The following is a 21312-nucleotide window of genomic DNA, read 5'->3' as shown; positions in this document are numbered from 1 at the left end:
GCCATCGTCGTTAATGAGACCGCTGTTAGTCTCCCTTGTTCCAAACATCATGTGCAATAAGCGCGGCCTCTACCCGATTTCGCGCATGAAGCTTGGACAAGATTGCCGTCATGTAGTGTTTCACGGTCTTTTCCTGAAGGTCTAACTCGTCGGCGATTTCACGATTACTCAGTCCTTTGGCCACACGTCTCAGTATCTCTTCCTCACGATGCGTTAGGTCATCGAGAATGCTGCTGTTAATAGACATGCCGGTGTCGGCGTTGACTTGAAGCAATACTCGCGAGGCCAAGCCCGGAGAAACGAATCCTTCACCTGCGGCAATGCTGTGTAAGGAAGCGGTTAGTTCGCTCGCCGTTACTCCCTTCACAATGTACCCATTCGCGCCCGCCTCCAATGCGTCCGCGACATCGCTGCTGTTCTCTGAGACCGTCAAAATTGCAATGACGGGTGGATTTTCCATTGCAGCAATTTTACGTGTCGCGCTAATCCCGCCACCGGGCATAGAGAGGTCAAGAATAGCTATGTCCGGCTGATGCGTGCCGACCAGCGACACTGCCTCTTCAGCGTTCGACCCAGCGGCCAAAACTTCAAAACCATCAGCTTCATCCAACGTTCGTTGCAAACCATCCCTGAATATCGGGTGATCATCAGCTATTACGACAGACGTAGTCATGATGTGCCTAACTTTCTGGGAAATAGTGTCATAGCAATGGTGGTGCCTTCGCCCGGTCTCGATGCGACTTCGAACCGCCCACCAATACTCTCGACCCGATCTCGCAAGCCCATTAACCCCTGGCCACCATCGTCTCGCAACGCGGTTTCTTCTGACTTGTCAAATCCAGGTCCGTCGTCTGTGACCTTCACAATTATGCAGTCGCTCTGCGCCTCAGAGATAACAGTGCACTTGGAAGCTGGAGCATATCTCGCGGCATTAGAAAGCGTCTCCTGAAGGAACCGAAAAACGCACAGCTTGTCGGACAATGACAACTCTGGGACCTGGCTACCCAGAAGTGAAATATCCGGTCGCAACGGGCTGTGTTCGACGTGATCCTCTACGGCTCTCTTTACAACATCGACGAGTGTCAAGCTGTCGATATCTGGCGCGGACAGCCCTCGCGATATTGCACGAATCTCAGCAAGAGATTTTTGCAAAGACTGTTGAATTTCCTCTGCCTCTTTAGGTCTTTCGGACTCTTTGGAAAACGCCGCCTCCAGTCTAAGGGCCGCGAGCGACAGGTATTGCGCAGGACCGTCATGTAGCTCGGCACCAAGCTTCTTGAGAAATCGATCTGTTTGCGTGGCATATCTTTCTGACGCCTCGACCACACGCGAGCGCAGCCGGGCATTCTGCTCGGCCATCCTCTCACTTTCTGTCAGGCGCTGTTTAAGAAGAGCTCCCTGTCGTCGAATTGTTTTGTCACCAATTGCGACGATGGAATACAGAACAATAGTACTTGCCAGAAATGCGGAACCGACGACCAACCAACTTGTTCGCCTGGCCTTGGCCAAATCTAACTCCAGCTGATCGGCTCTTTCGTAGAACTCCGCAACCGCGATGATTTCGCCGGACCAGAGTTCGCGGATGGGGCTGTAAACTTCAAGTAGTGGTATCCCCAATGCCGCCTCGGCGGCGCTCTCGGCATGATCAAGCTCTTCGAAAGAGCCGGAGATATCACCGCTCCACGCCCGCCTCAAGTCATCCGTTGGATTGAAACGGTTTCCAATGATGTCTGTATCAGAGGCATGTGCAATCACACCGCCTTGCTTCCAGAATTTGTAGGAGACAATGCGGTCACGCATTGGCTGGGTCATGAAAATCTCGTCCAGCGCCAGGCTCGCCTGCTCAGAAAGATGGTCGCCATGTGCCAATTCCTGGCTGAGCGGGGATACCACGCTTTCCATATACAGCGCTGCGGAGTTGGCGGAGTTTTGGACGACTGCGTTCTGGATTCGATTCGACACCCAAACCCCGACTATTGCGGTAGCAGTACCCATCACGAAAATGCTGGCCGCAAGAAACACTCGCGACAACGACCAATTGCCAATCGTCAGGTCAGTTACTTTCGCTTTCATCGTGAAATCGACTATGAACTACAATCTGTTATCGCACCACAGACCTTGGTCTGACGTGATCTGGCTAAATCTCAGATCCTGAGCTTCCACCGAGTGGCCAGAGTCAGATATAATCCATCGTTCTCAGTCTTTGCAGCATCGGGCATTGAACGTTTCCGCTATCACAATTGGCCGTAAGCTCACTCAAGGCGTGCTCCAGGCGTCTGAGCTCATCAATTTTGCTTCGAACGCTGGCAATGTGTGCCTCGGCCAGTTCTTTCACAGATCGACATTCTTCGGCACTTCCTTCTGACAGCTCCAAAAGCGCTTTTGCGTCTGAGAGAGGAAACCCCAGGTCGCGGCATTTCTTCAAAAATCGAAGTCTTCCAACATCGCTTGCTGAATAGAGGCGGCGATTATTCTGAGCTCGTGCGGGCCTTGGCACTATACCTTCGCGTTCATAGTAGCGGATGGTTTCTATTCCAACCCCGCTTTGCCGGGAAGCCTCACCTATCGCAATCAAGTGAAGTACCTCCGCTTGATCCTGTAGTTACTACAGGAGTTATACGCTCTGAATGCCGGTGCCTCAACACATTCAAATTGAGTACCCAGGGAGCGAAAGATGAAGAAGTATTTGACCCTCAGCTACCTGGGATCGGTTTCCGCTCTGGGGGTTGCGACATGCTGTGTTCTTCCAATGGCCATGATGTTGCTCGGCTTGGGTGGCAGTTGGCTGGCGATATTCGGAAAAATAGCGGCAGCAAGCTACTATGTTCTCGCCATCTCAACAGCGCTGATCGCGGTTTCGTGGTTCGTAGCGCATCGAAACGGGACGTTGGCAAATCTGAAATGGTGGCTTGTCGGAAGCACGGCGATCACCGCTCTGGCATGGGTCATCGTGTTCAATGAGGCTCAAATCAACGATTATCTAATCATGCAGATGTGAGACAATGACAAAACAAACTGTGGTGCTGGATAGCACTTTGACCTGCCCTCGGTGTGGGCACGTTGAAATCGAGAAAATGCCAACTGACTCGTGCCAGTGGTTTTATGAATGCAAATCATGCAAGTCAGTTTTGAAGCCTTTAGAAGGCGATTGCTGTGTTTTTTGTTCCTACGCAACTGTCCCGTGCCCGCCAATTCAGTTAGGTGACTGCTGTTGCGGATAAGCGGGCCGCATGGGGTTGTCCTCCGTGAAGAAAACGCCGAACCAACTGGCTAAGTCCTGTGCCGCGCGGTTGGACGTTGACTGCGCGGCCATTTTGTCTGCCCGTTCGGATTTTGCACTTTGCTAGTCTAGTGAACGACAGCTTCGACTAACCGCAGCGACTACGCCATAAACTTATCAGATTTATCCGTACGGCAGACAATCGTGCCGCGCAATACTATGGGCAAACTACGCAAACTTATGGGGTGCGCGAAGTGTTATGCGCGAACCTACACTAGATGTAGGTGCGTTCATACCGCTGCATTCCCAACATTGATTTCATTGAAGAAAATCTTGGAAGCTTGCCCATAACTCTGCGCGGTATTTGCGCATAACTTTGCACGATTTGCCCATAAGTTTGCGTGCCACAGAGCACCTATCGAACAGACCAGCTCCTATGGCTTATCTGCAATTCTCAAATGCAACTTATTCCCAATCGCCAGCAGACGAGCGCCACGTCTTAGCGTCCGCATCCCAAACACTGGCGCTGACGCATGGCGTTGGGTTTATTCCGTCGCAATTGGATCCATGAATACCTGCTACGACAACGCGTCGACGCCCAAAATCAACGACCGTCCAGCCTTGGTTGAGCAAGGAGTGCACCTCTTCGCTAACCCAAAAGTGCGACATGCATCCGCCAGTTCCGCAATAAAGAGATGCGGCGCTTGAACACGCGAAACCAGACTCATTCAGAACCCAGTCGCGTCGTAGATCTCCGTCGAGATCGACCCTCTCAACCGCACCCCAGTCTAAGTCAAACTGACCGTCGTTGAACTCCGCGCAGGCCTGTGCCGCCAGATCAACCTTCGCCTGCAAACCGGGCGGAAGTTGCGATACATCAGCCGCGACAGCTGGTGTGGTCCAAACAAGGCCCGAAGCAAGCACAACCCCGGCGACCAAACATTTCATCTGACGCGCTATTTGGGAAGCTGGTTGGAAGGAGGTATCAATTGCACTGATCATACCTGTAGTCCCCATATTCCAGCCAGTTTGCCGAGCCTTCGCTAAAAATCAGAAACTCGGACCTGTCCTCCCCAAGCAGGGCGACGACAAATCCGGCGGGCGGTACAGAGTTTCCGAAGTAACTGTAGGCCGTCATGGCTCTGATCGACTCGCCGTTGACCGTTACTCGCGCGTCCCACTCCCCCGCTGGATTGTCCAAAATTACGGGTTCGATGACACGCTCTATCGCTCCGCCACCACAATAGACGATGCCTTCGGGCGCTTCGTAGGAGGCCCCCTGATTAATATCTGACTCGCAGGCGGAACGAAGGGACCGAATTGCCGCGCTGGAACCCTTTAAGTCAAAGAATCCATAGCTGATATTTTGATCAATCATAGACAGGTTAACCGATGCATTGGCTGCAAGCTGGTCCAGTACAAAACCATAGTCCTCTTGACTATTGAAACTGACCTCGACGGGATAGTTATCGACGATCTGCAAGGCAGCGTTTTCTGCGCCAACCTGAAATGCCCCGACTTCGGTGGTGCCGTTCTTCAAAAATCGAATGGAGAGCCCCTGCTTTTCCACGATGTCCTGGCTATCCTCATACCCAGCCGGAGCAAAGCGGATACGATTACACTGAAGTTCCAGCGTCATGTTTCCGGTCTGAAAAAAAGCATTGGGGTTAGGCCCGGAGTTGAACGACCACTCCGCTGATGCCGTAGTCGACATAGCCATCAGTAGCATTCCAATGGAAATCGATTTGAAACTCATTTTCTCTCTCCATGGTGTTGTGGTTCGTACCGTCATTCAGCCAGAGTTTCCGGCCCGTTACTCCGGCAACCAGGTTAGGAAACAGGTGCGCCGTATTCGTTTGCGCCTTCTTGGGAAGGTCGCGTCAGCCACCAGATCATCAGGATGGACAGAACCAATTGAAGAATTGAGACAACAACAATGCCGGTCACGCCCAGGACGGCCGCAGGTCCTCGCAATGCATCGGGGTTTTCGGTCCCTTGCTCCAATACCGAGAAGAACGCCACCCCACCCAGCATAACAAAAAGAGTTACAATGCTGAGCGCCATCGGCAATAGCAAGTACCAGCCAGGTCGTCCTGTATCGTGCAGCCTCCGCCAACCGGCGGCCAGCATAGGTATGAGAACGGCCAGTTGGAAAACAGAGGACAGAACCCGTGATCCCTGCGCCGTTTCAGGGTTGGTCCCGAATAGGATCGTATCCAGCACAGCTAAAGCCGTACTCACGAGAACCACAAACAAGAAGAACCACCAGTATTCTGAGCGTATAGCCCGACCGGAAAACTGGAAGTATTTCGAGAAACACGTTTTAACGGCTTCACCAAATCCCATTTTTCAATCCTTTCTTAGTTTCTGTGCGGCCTCAGAACGCCTCGCGGACCCAAAAGCACGCCTTCGCCCTTCTGGGTTTTCCCGCCTTCTATTTTTGTTTGAACGCCAAAAACCTATCTTTCAAAAAGGTAGCAAAATTTACGCGCGGAAAAAATGTTGATTTATCAAAAATTAGATTCAAACATGCGAATTTGACACAACTTTTTTTACCTCCGTTGTTGTCGCTGTCGCCCGATTTGTCGGGCCCTTCCGGCCGCTGGAGTGAGTGCTGGCGGTCGGAAAGCACTTTACAATGATTGAGCGCTGGGAGGACGCGATGCTCAGACTTAACGTACTCGCCCTCTTTCCAGAGTTTGCTCTAGCATTTGACAGTGACTTCATTCGGCCTTCACACGTTAATGTCGGCCCCGATAGTCAACGAAATATCGTCCCGCCGACCAAGCCCACCGCGGTAAGTTTTGGGAAAGGTAGTCACAGGATCAAGGTATGTTCAATTGGCTGCACAGACGCGAGAGCTTCAAACAAGCGCATCCAATTTCACTAATTTCAAGGGAACCAGAGGGAGAAAAAAATGTCTAACAAGATGGTGATGATTGTAGGCGCGACATGTTTCGCACTGCTTGCGGCCTGCGACGATACGAGTACATCAAGCGCGTCCGCCGAGCTCACGCCAGCTCAGCAGGCGTGTTTGCGAGATGTAGCCAACACGACGAACAATTCGCAAGTCGTGGTGCTCTCATCCGCGTTTAGCGAGGCGGGAACACAGGTCACAGTCGGCGTTGGCGAGGATCGTGCTCCTTGGAATTGCATTGCTTACAGTGATGGCGCGACAGCTGGTATCGAGTTCCTGGGCGACGAAGGCGCATTGTGACCTGTCTGCTGCGTAGCTGAAATCGGCTGCGCAGCACAGGCTTGGTCTTCTGAGGCTCGACTTGGTTTGTAGAACCACCATCATCGTATTCTCGGTCCTCTACCTGTTGGCGTTGGTTGCATTCTTGACGGGCACATTTGGCTGGTTGGGACAGGAACGAGACCCTTTGTCCGGAGCGTTCCTACTGCCGTTGGGACTACCTTGGATACTTGTAGCGGACTTAGTTTCGGAGTCCGCCATGCCATGGTTCGCGGCGATTGCACCGGTGCTCAACATTTTGGCGCTGGTTTTCATTTGCAGGTGGGCTCGCAGTTTACACCAGAAATGAAGGCGGAACTCTGTCTCACCAAAAGGGAGGAAAACATGGGAAAAGTGATCTTGGGAATTGTGATCGGGCTCATCCTTGGCGTGGTTGGGGCTATGACCTTGGGTGGCGGGGCCGCGGTGGGTGTCGGTGTTGCGACAGGCTTGTCCGCCGGTGTCTGCACCACATTGAAAGGAGCACAAGCCGAGAACCTTATCACCGCCGAGCAAGCGGATCAGATCCTCAATCGCGTAAATTCCGAGATGGCATCTCTGCAAGGAATTGAAACGACAGGCGAGATCGTCGGCAGCGCACAGGCATGCGATGAGTTTCTGTCAAAGTTACGAGAAGCTAAATGAGGTTCCGCTTTGTACGGAACAAAACAGTAAGGACAAGCCAACAGGGAACCATCTGATGAAACTCGTTTTACTCAAGCTCCTCACACCCATGTTCGCAATCGCGAGCACAGCTGCTTTTGCAATGTCAGAAGCCGACGACGCTTGTATCGACCATTTGCGGCAGGTTGGTGGACCAGACGGTCAATCCGGAACGATTGAAAGCTCTCAGTTCTCGGAAGCTGGTACGCTCGTCATGCTGCGTGATGCAGGTGGAACACTTTGGCGCTGCATTGCGTACAAGGATGGAAGCATTGGAGAGATGTCGGTTGTCGAGGCGATGGATGATGGCGGTGGAGCCATGGCAGGTGCCGCAGGTTCTACTGGTAGCCAGCGTGTCAAATTTGATCCTGGTTCCACTGGCGCAGAACTCGTTGGTGAACTCACGCCCGGAGCGTCGCAGCAATATGTTCTTGGTGCGAAAAACGAACAATTTCTTTACGTCCGCGTTGCTCCGCGAAATGGCTCCTTGGACTACGTTATTCGCAACCCCGATGGTTCTGAACTGTTGGCATTGATGTCGGCGGACAAGGAGTATCGAGGGCAGCTTTGGCAATCTGGTGATCATGTTGTGGAGGTTATCAATCGCAGCAACTCTTCCGTCGACTACAACGTAATTTTCGGAATTGAATAGGTGTTCAACCAGAAACCCGGAAATGTATTCCCAAAGAAGCTAGGAAAAACAGATGAAACCCAAGTTCCTATTTGTGATCGGCACGGCGTGTACTGCTGCGCTTGCAGCATGCGACGAGAGTGACGGATCGGTTGATGCAAGTGCACCAACTGTGGGTAGTTCTAGCGATCTTTCGTCATTTGAAGGGGCAAGAGCGGGCCAAGCTGAAATGGGCATCCAAAGTCTCGGATTTGAACTCATCCGAAGCGAAGGGCTGACCTCGTACTGGTTTAACAAAGATACTGGTGCATGTGCTCGGATCACGACGTCTGAGGGAAGGTACTCAGATGTAGCTATGCTGCCATCAGGTGACTGCTGACAAATTTTCATCAATCCCAAATCCAAAAGAAGGAGCTCACACTTGCAATTCGACCTGGCACACGCGGCGGTCATCGTTGTCGCCTTAATCATCACTAACCTGGCATTGAAATCCGCTGGCGTGATCAATGAAGAAAACAAGCACCAATGGAACTGGAAAGTTGTTCTAGCTTACTTCGTAGTCGTCGTTATCATCAATCTGGTGTGGCCCATTTAAAGTTTCACAGCGGAAAGCTAATCGCCCACTTGAAATGGTTATCGTGAACCAGTCCTTCCGAGAGATTATCAGGTCGGAAGAGTGTGACCATCAAGGGTTCAAGAATAGGAAGGAGCTGGTATGCGGTTTTTGGCGACCCTCATATTTATTGGTGTTCTGGCAACCGCTGCGAATTCTGACGTGACCAGTCGAAATGGCGGTCCAAGCAACAGTCAAATGCTTTCAAAGGGTGGTGACGGAGGCATTGATGGTGTCGCTTTCTTTCGCCCAGTCTTAAGCGGAGTGTTGTATCGATCCGGTTTCAAGGGCGGCGACAAGGATCGAACTGGCCTAAGTGAAGGTCAACGCGAAACTCTGTGCGGCGAAGGGTTTTCAACCGGGTTTTATGCCGACTTCGGCAAAAACACTGAATACGGTCGCACCAGCTGCGGAAACGGATCCTTTGACTATCAGAGCGCCAGATCCTCTCGACCCGATGCTGTCATGGCGTCCATACACGAGGTGATTAAAAACCCTGGAAAGGGCCCTGTTCTGGTGCACTGCATGTGGGGCGTTCATTCCTCAGGTGCATTGTCGGCGATGGCGCTCGTTCAGTTTTGCGGTTGGACAGAAGAAAGGGCCAAGGAATATTGGAATGATGCCCGAAACGGAGCCCCTTGTTCAGGCGGGTGCGACCAGTGGATTGACTCAAAATTTTCCAACTTCAGTGTCGACCCAAAATTGAAGATCTCCAACGAGCAACAGGCAGCGATTTGCCCCAAATGATATTGGGAGGACTATCCAAATGAAGTTCAATCTTCTGGGGTCATTTGCTTTAATTGCACCCACTGTCTTGTGGGCGAACGACGATGTTCTCGGTGAAGCCACGACATTTGATAGTCCCAACGGCGTTACTGAACGCTGTATTCGGATCGAAAAAGTTCCAGCGGGCGAGTATAAGAAAAGCGATCTTGAGGAAGAAACGGCCTATTGCGAGATCGATTTCTATGCCTCCGAAATTGCTATTTGCCCAAAAACCTGGAGCACCAGCCCAGGAATGGCAGTCTACGATATTTCGGAAGGACCCTACACGGGGAACCGTTCTGAATTCGAGAGAAACGCTTGCAAGGAGGGGAAGGCGGCGAAAGATCTGGCCAAGGACAGGGTCGCTAAATTCAAGTCCACCATGAACCAAAAGGGCACCAGTGGAACGTTTTCCACTTCGTCGCTGCTTTACTATCATTTCTCCAGATATTTCGACGCGACTGTAAAAGTTCCAGTCGCCGTTTGGCGTAGCATGGACGCCCAGGCGCATTTTTCCGAGGTTGCAGAGCCTGGCCTTGCGATTTCTGGTGGCTCTCATGGCGGGCGCATGAACCATGAAGGTTGGCGGGTCTTTGCAGCTGCGGACGCCGATCCGAACTCATACCAACCGACCGATGATCTATTCACCGCAGATCGAACGCAAATATACGGTGTATTGCTTGATAGTCCTGGGCATCGATACGGTTCGGAAATCAACGGCACCCGCAAATCTGGTTGGGGGAAAGGCCAAAACCTCGATTTTCAGGAAACGCCAGCTTTTTTGGCTTTGCGGTCTTCAAAACCAATCTCAGAGGCCATTGCAGAGGGCGTCAAAGAAGGCCGAAAAGACCGGATCATCAACAAGGATCTCGGCCCCGATGTCAGTGACCAACAGATGGCATTTTGGATGCAAGAACTTACCGAAATTGTTCTACTCGACTTCATCTTCAGCCAGCAGGACCGTGTAGGAAACATAGACTTCACACCCTATTGGTATTGGGTCGAAGACGGAAAGCTGAAGCATAAGAAAGCCAAGCACCATGAGCCAAACGATGGAGACGTTCCCGACGACGCATTATTGATCCGTCGCAGCAATCTAAACGACAACGATGCTGGCGGGCGTGTCCAATACGCCAACTTCGCGAAATCTACTCAAATGCTGGAGAAAATTCGCCACTTCTCTCCAAGCACGTATCGGCGCTTGATTGCATTGAATAGTGACCTCCAATCCCAAGGCCCAGTCTATGACTGGCTATCGCAAAGCTTTGGGTTGTCAGACAGTCAGATTGCACAAGTTGTCAAAAATACTGCGCTGGCAACGTCCATTCTCCAGAGCAATTGTTCAAATGGCGATTTGATGTTCGACTTGGATCCTGTCGCATTCTTTTTGAGAAACGGCACCGAGGTAGAGGCTGTGGACTGTAATGACCCATAGGTGTTCCGTCATTGTTACGGTGTTCATTTGGACCGTTCTGCTCGCCTGCAAAGCGGCGGCATTGGATGTGATCGTCACATCGGATCTGAACGGCAGCTACGGCTCGGTAAAGTACGATGCCCGCGTCGACAAAGCGATTGAGCGGATAATCGAGATTGATCCAGATCTGGTTATTTCGACCGGAGATATGGTTGCGGGACAGCGCATTCCCAACTTGTCCGACAAACAGGTCAGGGAGATGTGGAAGGCGTTTCACGAGGCGGTATCAGATCCCTTAGAGGCTGCCGGCATTCCATTTGCGGTCACGCCTGGAAACCATGATGCCTCCGCCTACCGTGGGTTCGAGCGTGAAAGAAAAATATACGCAGAGGAATGGACACCGAGAAAACCAGACGTCGACTTCCTGGTTTCGGATGACTACCCGTTCTTCTACGCGTTTGAGATGCAGGGCATCACGTTTGCGTCTTTGGATGCTACGACACTAGGGCCGCTTTCCGGTGACCAGCAGGACCGACTTGAGGAACTGGGTGCAAATGGAGAGCCGATTGTCACTTTCAGTCACCTCCCGCTTTGGCCCTTCGCGATCCAGCGAGAGCGCGAAATCATTGGTGATCCAGCACTTGAAAAAATCTATCTGGAAAGCGGGGTCGTTCTCCATCTGTCAGGCCACCATCATGCCTTTTACCCCGGTTGGAAAGACGGTGTGGCTTACGTCTCCCAAGCTTGTTTGGGAGGTGGTCCACGACGGCTTATCGGCGCAAAAGCCAGATCACCTCACAGCTTCACTCATGTTACGTTCCAGCCGAACGGAGAGTTTGGGATAGCAGTATATCGAGGGCCCGATTTCGAAAGGTCGGTAAACTTCAAGTCGCTCCCAAATGAGATCAGATCCCCGAATGCTGTGTTGAAACGTTTAGACCTTGTGAAATGACTAGAGGTTGAGTTTCAGCTCAACTTTATCAGGAACCAGATCGTTTATCATCTCTTCTATCCGGGCTTCTGAAAGTCCACCCGAGGTGATGAAAAGCAATGAAACCCGAGATTTTCCGGGGACGTGGTGTTTTCTGACCAGCTTCCAGCCAGCTTCTGTGGCCATGGCTTCAATGGCACCGCTGACTTTCAATGAGTGCTCTTCATCTGAAGCTTTGAGCGAAACTTCCACGCCCTTGTTTCGCCCTCCCAGCCAAATGAAGCACCAACACACAATCGCCACCAAAGTGGCCATCAACGGCAAGCCCAAACCGACCGCAAGACCAAGAACCGTTACGATTATCATTTCGACTGTATCGACAGGATCATCCAGATTGGAGCGGAACCTGAGCAACGCGCCGATACCAAAGATAACAAAACCGATCATTGACCCGTGCTGGACTACCAGGAACCCAACCGCCATGCCGATAAGCGCATAAAGGAAGAAAAGCCTTGGCATAACTATGTCGCGGACGCTTCTACGGGCTTTACGTCTCACCGGATGATAGACGATCAAGCCAGCCAGAATGATCGTGACGATCACATCGAGAGTAAAGAAATACAGTTCCTGTTTGCCACGAAACTGCGTCCACCGGCGTTCGATAACTATTTCCGACCCCGAAGCCCCGGCCAGCATCGTCGCAGGGTCGACTTGTGACACCGCAGCACCTGGCAACAGCAGCATCAACAACACGGTCACAAATGTGAGGGTTGTATTCAACTTGTCTTCCTTCCTGCTCACGCCAAAGGCTTACGCTTAACCAAAGGCACATCGTGCCCTATTCAATTCAATCGCAACAGGCGGGATCAGGTAAAGAGATTACAGTGCATTCCTCGGACATCGTATCCGGACTGTGATACGAACGCTGATACAGGAATGTGGTCCAAGCGCGAGAGAATCCAATGACAGAAAACAGAGTGTTTTCGTCAAAAGCTGAAATTTCACGGTGTTTCTGCAAACTTAGACGACTCGCTTTTGCGGCCAGCTTGGTTGCGGCAGCCTTCTTGCCTTGGACCAATTTTGCCTACGCTGAAAGTGCTGGTTTGGTTCTGGTCGATAAATTCAAGGTGGCAGACAAATCAGAGGGATTTTCAGAGCCTTCCGGTTTGGCAATGTCTAACGCTGAAGGCTTTTTGTGGTCTGTAAGTGATGCCGAACCTAAACTGCACCTACTGGGAGTCGACGGGGTATTAGGAAACTCTTTCAAGTTACCAGCATTGGCAGGATCAGATTTGGAGGGTGTTGCACCTCGAAAAGATGGGTCTGTTTTGGTGCTTCAAGAAACTGACCGATCAATCCTAGTCGTTCACCCAACTGACCCCATTCAACTGACGACAATACCTCTCGCATCTCTTAAAGGTTACCCGACCGCCGCTGCATTACTCGTCGGCAACCCTTTGAACAAGGGACCCGAAGGCATCGCCGTTGACCCGGAATCCGGGCGGGTCTTCGTTGGCATTGAGGGACAACCAAGGTTGTTAATGGTGTTATCGCCAGAGCTAGACGAAATTATTGAGATCATTCCTTTAGCCCGCGATGCAGGTTTTATCTCCGAGCGTGTAGATGATGATGAACTGGATTTGAGCGGCCTGGCATGGTCCGGGTCCTCGCGTTCTCTTTGGATTGTGAGTGACAAAAGCCGTCAGATCTTCGTCTACAATCCAGAGTCCAAGTCCGTAAAGTCTATCAGTTTGACGTTCACAGAAGCTGGAAAACAAAAAGAAGTTAAACATCCCGAAGGGATCGCGCTCGATGAGACCAGAGGGCTTCTCTATATCCTGACAGACGATGCCAAGAAATCGCGGCTTTATGTTTTTGAGCAACCGGAATTGTGAGGACTGTCCTACTAGTTCTCTACGGCGCGAACACATGCTTTTCATTCCACAACAACGCAGCGCGCTCTTGACCGTACTCACTAGCACATCTAGTAAAACTGATCTGCCCGCTGGGACGACCCGGCCAAGCAAGGGCGTTTTTTTCAGGACGACCTGGCAAATTAGAGGTCGAACATGACAACTAAAACCAAACAAGCCAGGAAACTGATCGAGGGTAGACCTGCCCTAATCGTAATCGACATTCAAAAGAGCACTTTTATTGATGACAGCGAAGTACGCTCCATCGACAACATGCCGGGTTACAAAGAGCGCATGATCGCTGCGCGTGATTTGGTTGATGCCGCACATGATTACAATGTGCCAGTCATTTTCATCCAAGAAGTCCATCGTCCCGATAGGATAGACTTCGGCCGTGAACTGGATGGTGACGAAGACATACACTGTCTCGAAGGTGATCCAAGAACGGAAGTTGCAAAAGATGAGATGGGATATCGCAAAGGTGACTACATCGTACCGAAGCGACGGTACTCTGCGTTTTTTGGCACCGATTTCGAAATCCTGCTGCGCGGTTTAAAGGTAGACACACTTTTGTTATGCGGCGGGCTGACAGATGTTTGTGTGCACTACACATTCGTCGATGGCCACCAATCAGACTACTTCTGCCGCGTTGTAGAAGATTGCGTTGGCGGGTCATCTTTCCAAGCCCATGAAGCTGCTCTCAAAGCTATGGAGTATCTACAAACCGGCGCTGTTCAGAGCAGAGAAGCAGTGATCAATGCCATCTCGTCGCTCTAAATTGCAATCGAAACGTTAGTGCCAGTTGGGATGCATAGTTTGTTGGGTGCAGAAACGGGCGGAGATTTTTGTCGCTTGAAGGCCTTGGACTTGCCCATTTGATGCAGAAGGTATCCACACATTCATTACAAACCTTTGAGTTTGCGACTATAGCCTTTGAAAACCTCGATTGCATCGCAATCCAGCCGTCGGCGCGTATAGTACGAACATGACTAGAGATATTTTGCTAACGCTCATACAGTCGCTGATGCCCTGACTTCTGCCCAGCAGATATCCAAACTTTCTTCAGAGGCAGATCAGCTAGCGCTCCAATCTGTCAAAGCCAACAGATTGGAGCGTTAGCTGATCTGCGCAAGAGAACGCCGAAAAAGCCGTAGGCTCATTAGTAACAAAGCAATTCCCAACAAAGTCATCCAAACGAATTCCGGCCAGACAGTCTCAATACCAGCGCCTTTGAAAACAATAGCCTGACTTGCTGACATGTAATGGCGTGACGGCAAAACCAAAGTACCTGCCTGCAACCACGCCGGCTGACCTTCAATTGGGGTCTCTCCACCTGACAGCATTAGCATTGGCAGCACAATCAACATGACCAGAAGCGCGAACTGCGCCATAGAGCGTGCAATGGTTGCCAGAAACACCCCAAGCGCCGTCGCAGTAAAAAGAAACAACGCCGTGCCAACCAAAAACAACATCTTGGTTCCAGCGATACTGATGCCCAAAGAACCCTTCATCACAAAGGTTAGTGAAAGACCAGCGGCAACCAAAACCACTGCTGCATTCGCCCAAATTTTGGCAATGGCAATGTCAAAAGGAGCAAGCGGCATGGCAAGGAGATGTTCAATAGTCCCGTGCTCTCGTTCTCTGATCATCGCAGCTCCGGTCAAAATAGTTGTGAGCCACATGATCTGGCCAATCAAGGCAACGATACCAGCAAAACGTACAGTATCTCTATTTGGGTTGAAGGCGCTTCTTAGAATGACACTGATTGAGGGAGCATCAACTAGATCGATACCAATTGCATAGCGATGTATTTCAGCGCTCAAAATACTGGTGATGTAGTTTGCACCAATACCGGCCTGTTCCATGGCGGTTGCGTCAATAAGAACTTGAATCTCCGGACGGCGCCCTGCGCGCAGATCCTTTTCGAATCCGGGGGGCACAGCCACAACGAAAATAAAGCGCCCAGCATCCATGTACGCAGGTCCTTTTCCGGGTTCGATTTGGACGACCGGTTGGAACTCTGGTGGGAAAAACGCTGTGGCAAGTGCTCGAGAAAGTGGCGAGTCGTCTTCATCCGCAAACGCTATCGAGGCGTTGTTTACAGAACTTGCCACTCCCGTTGCTTCCATGATCGGGGCCAGCGTGAACGACCAGACCAACAATGCCATCATCACCCAATCACGGCGCAGGCTCATCACTTCCTTCAAACCTAGCCAGAATATGCAGTAGAAGCGCTGCATTCACTTCTCCTGCGCCCGAAGACATACGGCTGCGATCAGTGTCAGAACTGGTCCGAAGCAGGCGAGGGCCAGAATGTCCGGCGCAAGGGCCTCCCAACCCAAACCTTTAGTGAAGGCACCAACGTTTAGGTGTAGGAAATATGAGGAAGGCCAAAGTGAGCCCACCACTTGTGCGCCTCCTTCAAGCGTTGAAACAGGTTGCAACAGACCTGAGAACTGGATTGTTGGGACAACTGAGGCGATGGCAGTTGCAAATGTCGCGGCCACCTGACTGGATGTCATTGTAGCGATCAACAGCCCGTAGGATGTCGTTGCCCAAACGTAGAGAAGGGCACCAACAGCCAAAGGGAAAGGATTTCCTTTTAGCGGCACCCCGAAAAGAAAAACGGTCATTCCGGCCAAAAGCAGAAAATTTGCGTAGGCGATCAAAATGTACGGAATTTGTTTGCCGGCTAGAAATTCAAGCCGCGTGGTTGGTGTCACGTAGAAATTGACAACTGACCCCAGTTCTCGTTCCCTTGCTACGCTTACGGCAGTCAAAACAGCTGGCAACATAATCAGTAAGATAGCAGGCATTGCCGGAGCCATCGCGGCGATACTTTCAAAGCTCTGATTGTAGCGAAACCGAGGTTCGATCCTGGCGATATCTATCTGGCTTTTGCCATTGTTAAGGGCATATTCCGCGAGAAATGATTGGTGCAATCCGGAAACATAACCTTCAACCGTCTCACCCTTAAATGGGATAGCACCGTCTACAGTTGCAAGTATCTGGGTTGGTTCACCCGTACTCATCTTTCGGTCAAAGTCAGGTGGTAACTCAACAACCAGAGAGACCTCACCTGACACTAGACGGTCGCGCCCTTCGCTGGCGCTTTGCAGCGGCGATGTGGCTTTAAAGTAGGACGATCCGGCGAATTCAGCCGCATAAGCACGACTCTCCGGCCCCTGAGAAAGGTCAAGTACCGCGAATTCAAGCTCATCGATATCCAGCGTAATTCCAAAGCAAAAAACCAACATTAGAATAGCAGAACCCAGAAACGCGAAAGCCAGACGCACCGGGTCACGAGCTACTTCAACGGTCTCGCGCCGCGCATAAGCCAATACACGAGAAAACGCTCCTCCCCCGGCGTGGGATCTGGCCCTAAAACCGACCTCTGGCGCGACAACAGAGACTGGTTTTTCTGCTGCTTCCAATATCGAAATGAAGGCGTCTTCAAGGTTTTCCGCCCCTTCAACGGCGATCAGTTCAGCCGGAGTACCTTCCGCTAGAACTCTACCAGCATGCATAAACGAAACGCGATCACAGCGTTCCGCCTCACCCATGAAATGAGTGGACACAAAGATCGTTACCGACTCATTTCGCGACAGCTCAATCAACAAGTCCCAGAAGGAATCGCGTGCCTCTGGATCCACACCGGATGTTGGTTCGTCGAGTATTAGCACCCGCGGACGGTGGATCACTGCTACGGCTAGCGACAGTCGCTGTTTGATCCCTAGAGGCAGTGCCGTCGCCAACGTATGCCGGTGCTCTTCGAGCCCAAAGCGCTCAGTGAGTTCCGAAACACGCTGTTCTCGGTCGGCAATTGCAAATATCCGCGCATGCAATTGTAGGTTCTGATGGACCGACAACTCGCCATACAAGGAAAAGGCCTGGCTCATGTAGCCTATTTCACGCCTCATTTTGCGATCATACGCATCGACAGGATTGCCAAATAACAGTGCTTCACCTGAGCTTGAAGGTAACAAGCCAGTCAGCATCTTCATTGTCGTGGACTTGCCACAACCGTTTGATCCGAGAAACCCGAATATCTCTCCGCGATTGATTGTGAAGTCGACCTTGTCCACAGCAGTGAAATCACCAAAGCGTCGTGTAAGTCCACGTGCAACTATCACTGGGCTTGCTTCGATTTGCCCATTCGTTTTGTTCTTCCCCGCTGGTTCGACAGGCAACTCCCGTGCTCTCAGACGCCGATATGCAATTTCGAGGTCGACATCACTGCCTTTCAATTCGGCGGGATTCCCATGAAAGATGACTTGACCCGCGTCCATCGCGACAATCCGGTCAAAACCGTCGGCTTCTTCCATGTACGCCGTCGACACTAACACCGACAGTTCAGGGTTTTTTTCTCGGATTGCATCAATCAAAGCCCAGAACTGCCGACGCGACAACGGGTCGACCCCGGTCGTTGGCTCATCCAAAACTAAAAGCTTGGGGTCATGGATCAACGCACAGCAAAGACCTAGTTTTTGCTTCATCCCACCCGAGAGCTTGCCCATCAAGCGGTCTTCAAACTGCGCAAGCCCTGTCGCAGCCAATAGCGCTGCGATACGTTCGTCCCGCTCTGAATGCCCTTGAGCAAAGAGACCTGAGAAGAACTCGAGGTTCTCGCGTACAGACAGCTCCGGATACAGGTTTCGACCCAGCCCTTGCGGCATGAAAGCGATGGCTGGGCAAACGCTGTGTCGATGGCCAGAATCGCCAATCGGGCCGCCTAAAACGTCGATATTGCCGGATTGCAGTTTCTTTGCGCCGGTGATCAAACCAAGCAGTGTAGACTTTCCCACCCCATCCGGCCCGATAAAGCCAACAAGCTGGCCGCCTGGCAGTTCCAACGAAACAGAATCCAATGCAACATGCTTGCGATAACGGTGCGTAACACCTGAAATGTGAATATCGCAGGCGTCATCCTCTACTCTCATTCGAACAGCTCTTCTGGGATGCGTTGTTCAAGCGCCTCAGGCCAAGCAACGGTTGGGTCAAGCCGGATCACCGCGACACCGCGCAGACCGGTTTTGACGTGCTCAATCCGACTTTCAACCAAGTCTATTGGGATGCGGACGCGAACGCGAAAAACCAGTTGCTCTCGCTCATCCAGGGTCTCGACCTGTTTGGGGGTGAATTGTGCCTCGGGAGAAACAAAGCTCACGTACGCAGGTATCGCATATTCCGGCAATGCGTCGAGCACGATGCGAGCCTCAGCTCCAATGGGCAAAAGTCCGGCTTCACGCGCCGGAAGAAAAACTTCCATGTAAACATTCTCAAGGCCAAGAATAGTTAGGATTGGTTCGCCCGCGCCAACGACCTCTCCGGGTTCTGCAAGCCGGTAAAGCACGCGTCCGGGCAAAGGTGCCACTAGAGCGCTGTCTTCAATCTTTGCCTTGATCCTGCGCACTTCTGCCTCAGCGGCAGCAATACGGCTTTCTGCGGTTGCAACTCGGGCTTTCGCTGCGCCCAATACTGCTGTAGCGACCTTATGAGTGGTATCGCGATCTTCAAAAATAGTTTCGGATATATTTTGTCCTGCCAGCAACGCCGTGGCACGATCAAGCTCTTGCTCAGCCCTGCGCTGCTCGCTTTGGCGTTGCACTACGAGCGCTTCTGCTTCGGCCTTTGTTTGATTTGCCAATGCTACTTCGGCTTTAGCCCGGTCCAGGGCGGCAGATAGCTCATCTATGTCCATTTCGGCCAGGATTTGACCGGCTGCAACCATACTGCCCTCTGTTGCCGTTACCTTCGCAACCCGACCTGCATTAGTTGGTGCTATTTCGACTTGTTCCGCTTCAACCCGCCCGTTTCCTTGCACAAATCCGACCGGCAATTCATCGCCATCCTCGGCAACAACGACATACAGCAACGCACCAGCAATTACTAAACCAGCCAAAAAAAGAAAAACCGATAGGTTTTTGGTCATAGCGTTTCACCTGAAACAGGGTTTCTGGCGCAGAGTTTAGTGTCTCAAAAGACTCAAAGCCTTGTTTTGGATCAAAACCGATCCGGGCACCTCAGTTCCAAGCAATTGTTTGTTTGAACACCATTTTGGGTGTTGCAGGCTCTTTCGCGATAGGTCTGAAGAAGTAGACTTGAAGCGTTTTTGTTATCAGTTTGGTATTGAAACGGGTTGTTCTAGCGCGCAATTGCGGTCGCCGCTAACCTGCTGCGCAATACAGCGAAAGGAAACACTATGACCAAAACACTGAGAGCTTGTTTGTCTTTGTGGTTGGTTGCAATCGCTCCTGCGTATGCGCAAGAACCTCCTCGTCTTGTTTTGCAGCTGACCGTTGACGCGTTGCGGGGCGATCTGCCGACACGTTACTTTGAGAATCTTGGGGAGGGTGGCCTTAAGAATTTACTTGAAAACGGTGTACACTATGTGGACGCCCATCATTGCCATGCCAATACAGAGACTGTTGTCGGGCACGCCACATTGGCGACCGGGGCAACACCGGCAGTGCACGGGATGATCGGAAACATATGGTTCGACAGAACCTTGGACCGCGTTGTTTACAACGTTGAAGACAGCACCGCTCCGCTTCTTGGAGATGGCGCTGGCGTCAATGACGATATTGAAATTGACCCAACACAGGCGGCAGCTGGCACAGATGGGCGGTCACCACGCGCTATGCTTGTTACGACGCTTTCGGACGAATTAAACGCTTCCACTGCTGGAGCGGCCAAGGTCTTTGGAGTTTCAATCAAAGACCGTGGGGCTATTACAATGGCGGGACAAAGCGGCAAAGCCTTCTGGTTCTCGAAAGCCGCAAATCGTTTCGTCACAAGCTCGTACTATTACGACAAATACCCTGATTGGGTTTCTGTCTGGAATGACGCATCGCCGAGTGCCTCCTTTGAAGGAACCTCTTGGGAATTGATGCACCCAAAGGAAGCCTATCTCTTTGGCGACCGTGACAACCAGCCATGGGAGACGGATGTCGCCGGGTTCGGCATAACCTTTCCTCATCGCTATTCTTCGATGCAAAATGGGTTTGACCCGCTAGAAAATCCCTACTTTACGACCTTTTTAACGCTTAGTCCCGCTGGCGACGATCTGACGGCGCAATTTGCCAAACGATTGATTGATGCCGAGGATATCGGGCAAGACGCGGTAACGGATTATCTGGCGATTAGCTTCTCGTCCGTGGATTACGTCAACCATGTGTTTGGCCCCTCCAGTCTTGAAGCCGAGGACACGATATACCGCCTCGATCAGACTCTCATGAATCTCTTCGCGTTTATCGACGAACGGATTGGGCTGGAAAACGTTTTGATCGTTCTATCGGCGGACCACGGCACCACCGATGCGCCGGGCTATTTGGAGAGTGTTGGCATCCAAACTGGCCTTGTTGCTCCGGACACATGGGACCCGACGGAACAGATAGCCAGGCTTAAGGAGCGGTTTGGGATCACCGGGAAATTGCTTGAGGGTTATAATCACCCCTATCTCAATATCGCCCCCGAAGTATTGGCTCGCCGTGATATTGATTTACTCACGCTGGAGTCAGCTATTGCAGAAGAGCTTCTATCCTTTCCCGATGTGGCATTCGCCGTCCCCAGTACGGCTATCGAAGCAAACCTCCTGCCCGATACCGACATCATGCGCCTGATCCGCAACAACTATCATCCGACCCGATCCGGGAACATATACGTAGTCTTCAAACCCGGCTGGTTCATCGCAGACTTCGATGGTCTGTCCGTCACATCCACCCACGGGTCACCGTGGCGCGGTGACACACATGTGCCGATTATCTTTGCTGGACCGAACTTAAAACCGCAACGGGTCGCACGCCGTGTTTGCACGACTGCTCTCGCATCCACACTGTCTGCATTATTGAGCACGGCGCGTCCCAATGGTGCGAGCGGTGAAGTGTTACAAGAAGTCTTGGATTAGACCGCTGTGAAGCGCGAGTCC

At 51.7% G+C, this 21312-nt stretch carries 21 protein-coding genes; 11 read left to right on the top strand and 10 right to left on the bottom strand.

Annotated elements, in window-relative coordinates; all coding sequences use genetic code 11:
- Window positions 1-25: 25 nt before the first annotated feature.
- From ACR0KN_RS07330 to ACR0KN_RS07320, 3 genes are all read right to left on the bottom strand, one after another.
- Window positions 26-673, bottom strand: a complete 648-nt coding sequence (locus tag ACR0KN_RS07330; RefSeq protein ID WP_480652482.1) for a response regulator — start codon at window positions 671-673, stop codon at window positions 26-28.
- The gene (locus tag ACR0KN_RS07325) at window positions 670-2073 is read right to left on the bottom strand and encodes a sensor histidine kinase (RefSeq protein ID WP_480652480.1); all 1404 of its coding nucleotides are present in this window, start codon (window positions 2071-2073) and stop codon (window positions 670-672) included. Before ACR0KN_RS07325 ends, ACR0KN_RS07330 begins: the two co-directional genes overlap by 4 nt.
- A 103-nt stretch (window positions 2074-2176) precedes the next feature.
- Window positions 2177-2575: a MerR family transcriptional regulator gene (locus tag ACR0KN_RS07320; RefSeq protein WP_480652478.1), complete on the bottom strand. Its 399-nt coding sequence runs from the start codon at window positions 2573-2575 to the stop codon at window positions 2177-2179.
- Between the two features lie 99 nt (window positions 2576-2674).
- Here ACR0KN_RS07320 and ACR0KN_RS07315 point away from each other — a divergent pair, with 99 nt between their 5' ends.
- Both ACR0KN_RS07315 and ACR0KN_RS07310 read left to right on the top strand, forming a co-directional pair.
- Window positions 2675-2998 (top strand): hypothetical protein, encoded by a 324-nt coding sequence (locus ACR0KN_RS07315; protein WP_170724270.1) that lies wholly within the window; start codon window positions 2675-2677, stop codon window positions 2996-2998.
- A gap of 4 nt (window positions 2999-3002) precedes the next feature.
- Window positions 3003-3221, top strand: coding sequence for a GDCCVxC domain-containing (seleno)protein (locus ACR0KN_RS07310; protein WP_260023730.1), 219 nt, complete (start codon window positions 3003-3005; stop codon window positions 3219-3221).
- 464 nt (window positions 3222-3685) lie between these two features.
- Here ACR0KN_RS07310 and ACR0KN_RS07305 read toward each other — a convergent pair whose 3' ends face one another.
- From ACR0KN_RS07305 to ACR0KN_RS07295, 3 genes are all read right to left on the bottom strand, one after another.
- The gene (locus ACR0KN_RS07305) at window positions 3686-4168 is read right to left on the bottom strand and encodes a hypothetical protein (protein WP_480652476.1); all 483 of its coding nucleotides are present in this window, start codon (window positions 4166-4168) and stop codon (window positions 3686-3688) included.
- Window positions 4169-4205: 37 nt separating this feature from the next.
- The gene (locus ACR0KN_RS07300; RefSeq protein WP_480652474.1) at window positions 4206-4976 is read right to left on the bottom strand and encodes a hypothetical protein; all 771 of its coding nucleotides are present in this window, start codon (window positions 4974-4976) and stop codon (window positions 4206-4208) included.
- 74 nt (window positions 4977-5050) lie between these two features.
- Entirely contained in the window at window positions 5051-5566 is a 516-nt protein-coding gene (locus tag ACR0KN_RS07295; protein WP_480652472.1) for a DUF805 domain-containing protein, read from the bottom strand.
- A 571-nt stretch (window positions 5567-6137) separates the two neighbouring features.
- On the opposite strand from ACR0KN_RS07295, the gene ACR0KN_RS07290 reads away from it, so the two are divergent.
- From ACR0KN_RS07290 to ACR0KN_RS07265, 6 genes are all read left to right on the top strand, one after another.
- Window positions 6138-6437, top strand: coding sequence for a hypothetical protein (locus ACR0KN_RS07290; protein ID WP_108862067.1), 300 nt, complete (start codon window positions 6138-6140; stop codon window positions 6435-6437).
- 363 nt (window positions 6438-6800) lie between these two features.
- Window positions 6801-7100 carry a hypothetical protein gene (locus ACR0KN_RS07285; RefSeq protein WP_170547635.1) on the top strand — a complete coding sequence of 100 codons (300 nt, stop codon included), beginning with the start codon at window positions 6801-6803 and terminating at the stop codon, window positions 7098-7100.
- 55 nt (window positions 7101-7155) lie between these two features.
- Window positions 7156-7770, top strand: a complete 615-nt coding sequence (locus ACR0KN_RS07280; protein WP_480652469.1) for a hypothetical protein — start codon at window positions 7156-7158, stop codon at window positions 7768-7770.
- A gap of 400 nt (window positions 7771-8170) precedes the next feature.
- Complete coding sequence (locus tag ACR0KN_RS07275) at window positions 8171-8344, top strand: hypothetical protein (RefSeq protein WP_157054209.1); 174 nt, start codon at window positions 8171-8173, stop codon at window positions 8342-8344.
- Window positions 8345-9128: 784 nt separating this feature from the next.
- Entirely contained in the window at window positions 9129-10562 is a 1434-nt protein-coding gene (locus ACR0KN_RS07270; RefSeq protein WP_170547639.1) for a hypothetical protein, read from the top strand.
- Window positions 10552-11493, top strand: coding sequence for a metallophosphoesterase family protein (locus tag ACR0KN_RS07265; protein WP_480652467.1), 942 nt, complete (start codon window positions 10552-10554; stop codon window positions 11491-11493). Before ACR0KN_RS07270 ends, ACR0KN_RS07265 begins: the two co-directional genes overlap by 11 nt.
- Here the strand turns inward: ACR0KN_RS07265 and ACR0KN_RS07260 are convergent, their stop codons facing one another.
- On the bottom strand, window positions 11494-12252 hold the full coding sequence (locus ACR0KN_RS07260) for a DUF4956 domain-containing protein (protein ID WP_480652465.1): 759 nt from the start codon (window positions 12250-12252) through the stop codon (window positions 11494-11496).
- 182 nt (window positions 12253-12434) lie between these two features.
- Here ACR0KN_RS07260 and ACR0KN_RS07255 point away from each other — a divergent pair, with 182 nt between their 5' ends.
- A complete protein-coding gene (locus ACR0KN_RS07255; RefSeq protein ID WP_480652463.1) occupies window positions 12435-13367 on the top strand; it encodes an SdiA-regulated domain-containing protein in 933 nt (310 codons plus the stop codon).
- A 174-nt stretch (window positions 13368-13541) separates the two neighbouring features.
- On the top strand, window positions 13542-14162 hold the full coding sequence (locus ACR0KN_RS07250) for a cysteine hydrolase family protein (protein ID WP_480652461.1): 621 nt from the start codon (window positions 13542-13544) through the stop codon (window positions 14160-14162).
- Window positions 14163-14500: 338 nt separating this feature from the next.
- Here the strand turns inward: ACR0KN_RS07250 and ACR0KN_RS07245 are convergent, their stop codons facing one another.
- The 3 genes from ACR0KN_RS07245 to ACR0KN_RS07235 are packed head-to-tail and all read right to left on the bottom strand — an operon-like array spanning window position 14501 to window position 19317.
- Window positions 14501-15625, bottom strand: coding sequence for an ABC transporter permease (locus ACR0KN_RS07245; RefSeq protein WP_480652459.1), 1125 nt, complete (start codon window positions 15623-15625; stop codon window positions 14501-14503).
- Window positions 15626-18325 (bottom strand): ribosome-associated ATPase/putative transporter RbbA, encoded by a 2700-nt coding sequence (gene rbbA / locus ACR0KN_RS07240; RefSeq protein WP_480652458.1) that lies wholly within the window; start codon window positions 18323-18325, stop codon window positions 15626-15628.
- Window positions 18322-19317 (bottom strand): HlyD family secretion protein, encoded by a 996-nt coding sequence (locus ACR0KN_RS07235; RefSeq protein ID WP_480652456.1) that lies wholly within the window; start codon window positions 19315-19317, stop codon window positions 18322-18324. Before ACR0KN_RS07235 ends, rbbA begins: the two co-directional genes overlap by 4 nt.
- Before the next feature lie 270 nt (window positions 19318-19587).
- Here ACR0KN_RS07235 and ACR0KN_RS07230 point away from each other — a divergent pair, with 270 nt between their 5' ends.
- Window positions 19588-21291, top strand: coding sequence for an alkaline phosphatase family protein (locus ACR0KN_RS07230; RefSeq protein ID WP_480652454.1), 1704 nt, complete (start codon window positions 19588-19590; stop codon window positions 21289-21291).
- Window positions 21292-21312 lie beyond the last annotated feature (21 nt).

This window comes from Ruegeria sp. AP7 (assembly GCF_056539905.1).
The sequence above is the reverse complement of the archived record's forward strand: the minus strand, read 5'-3'. Positions and strand labels throughout refer to the sequence as shown.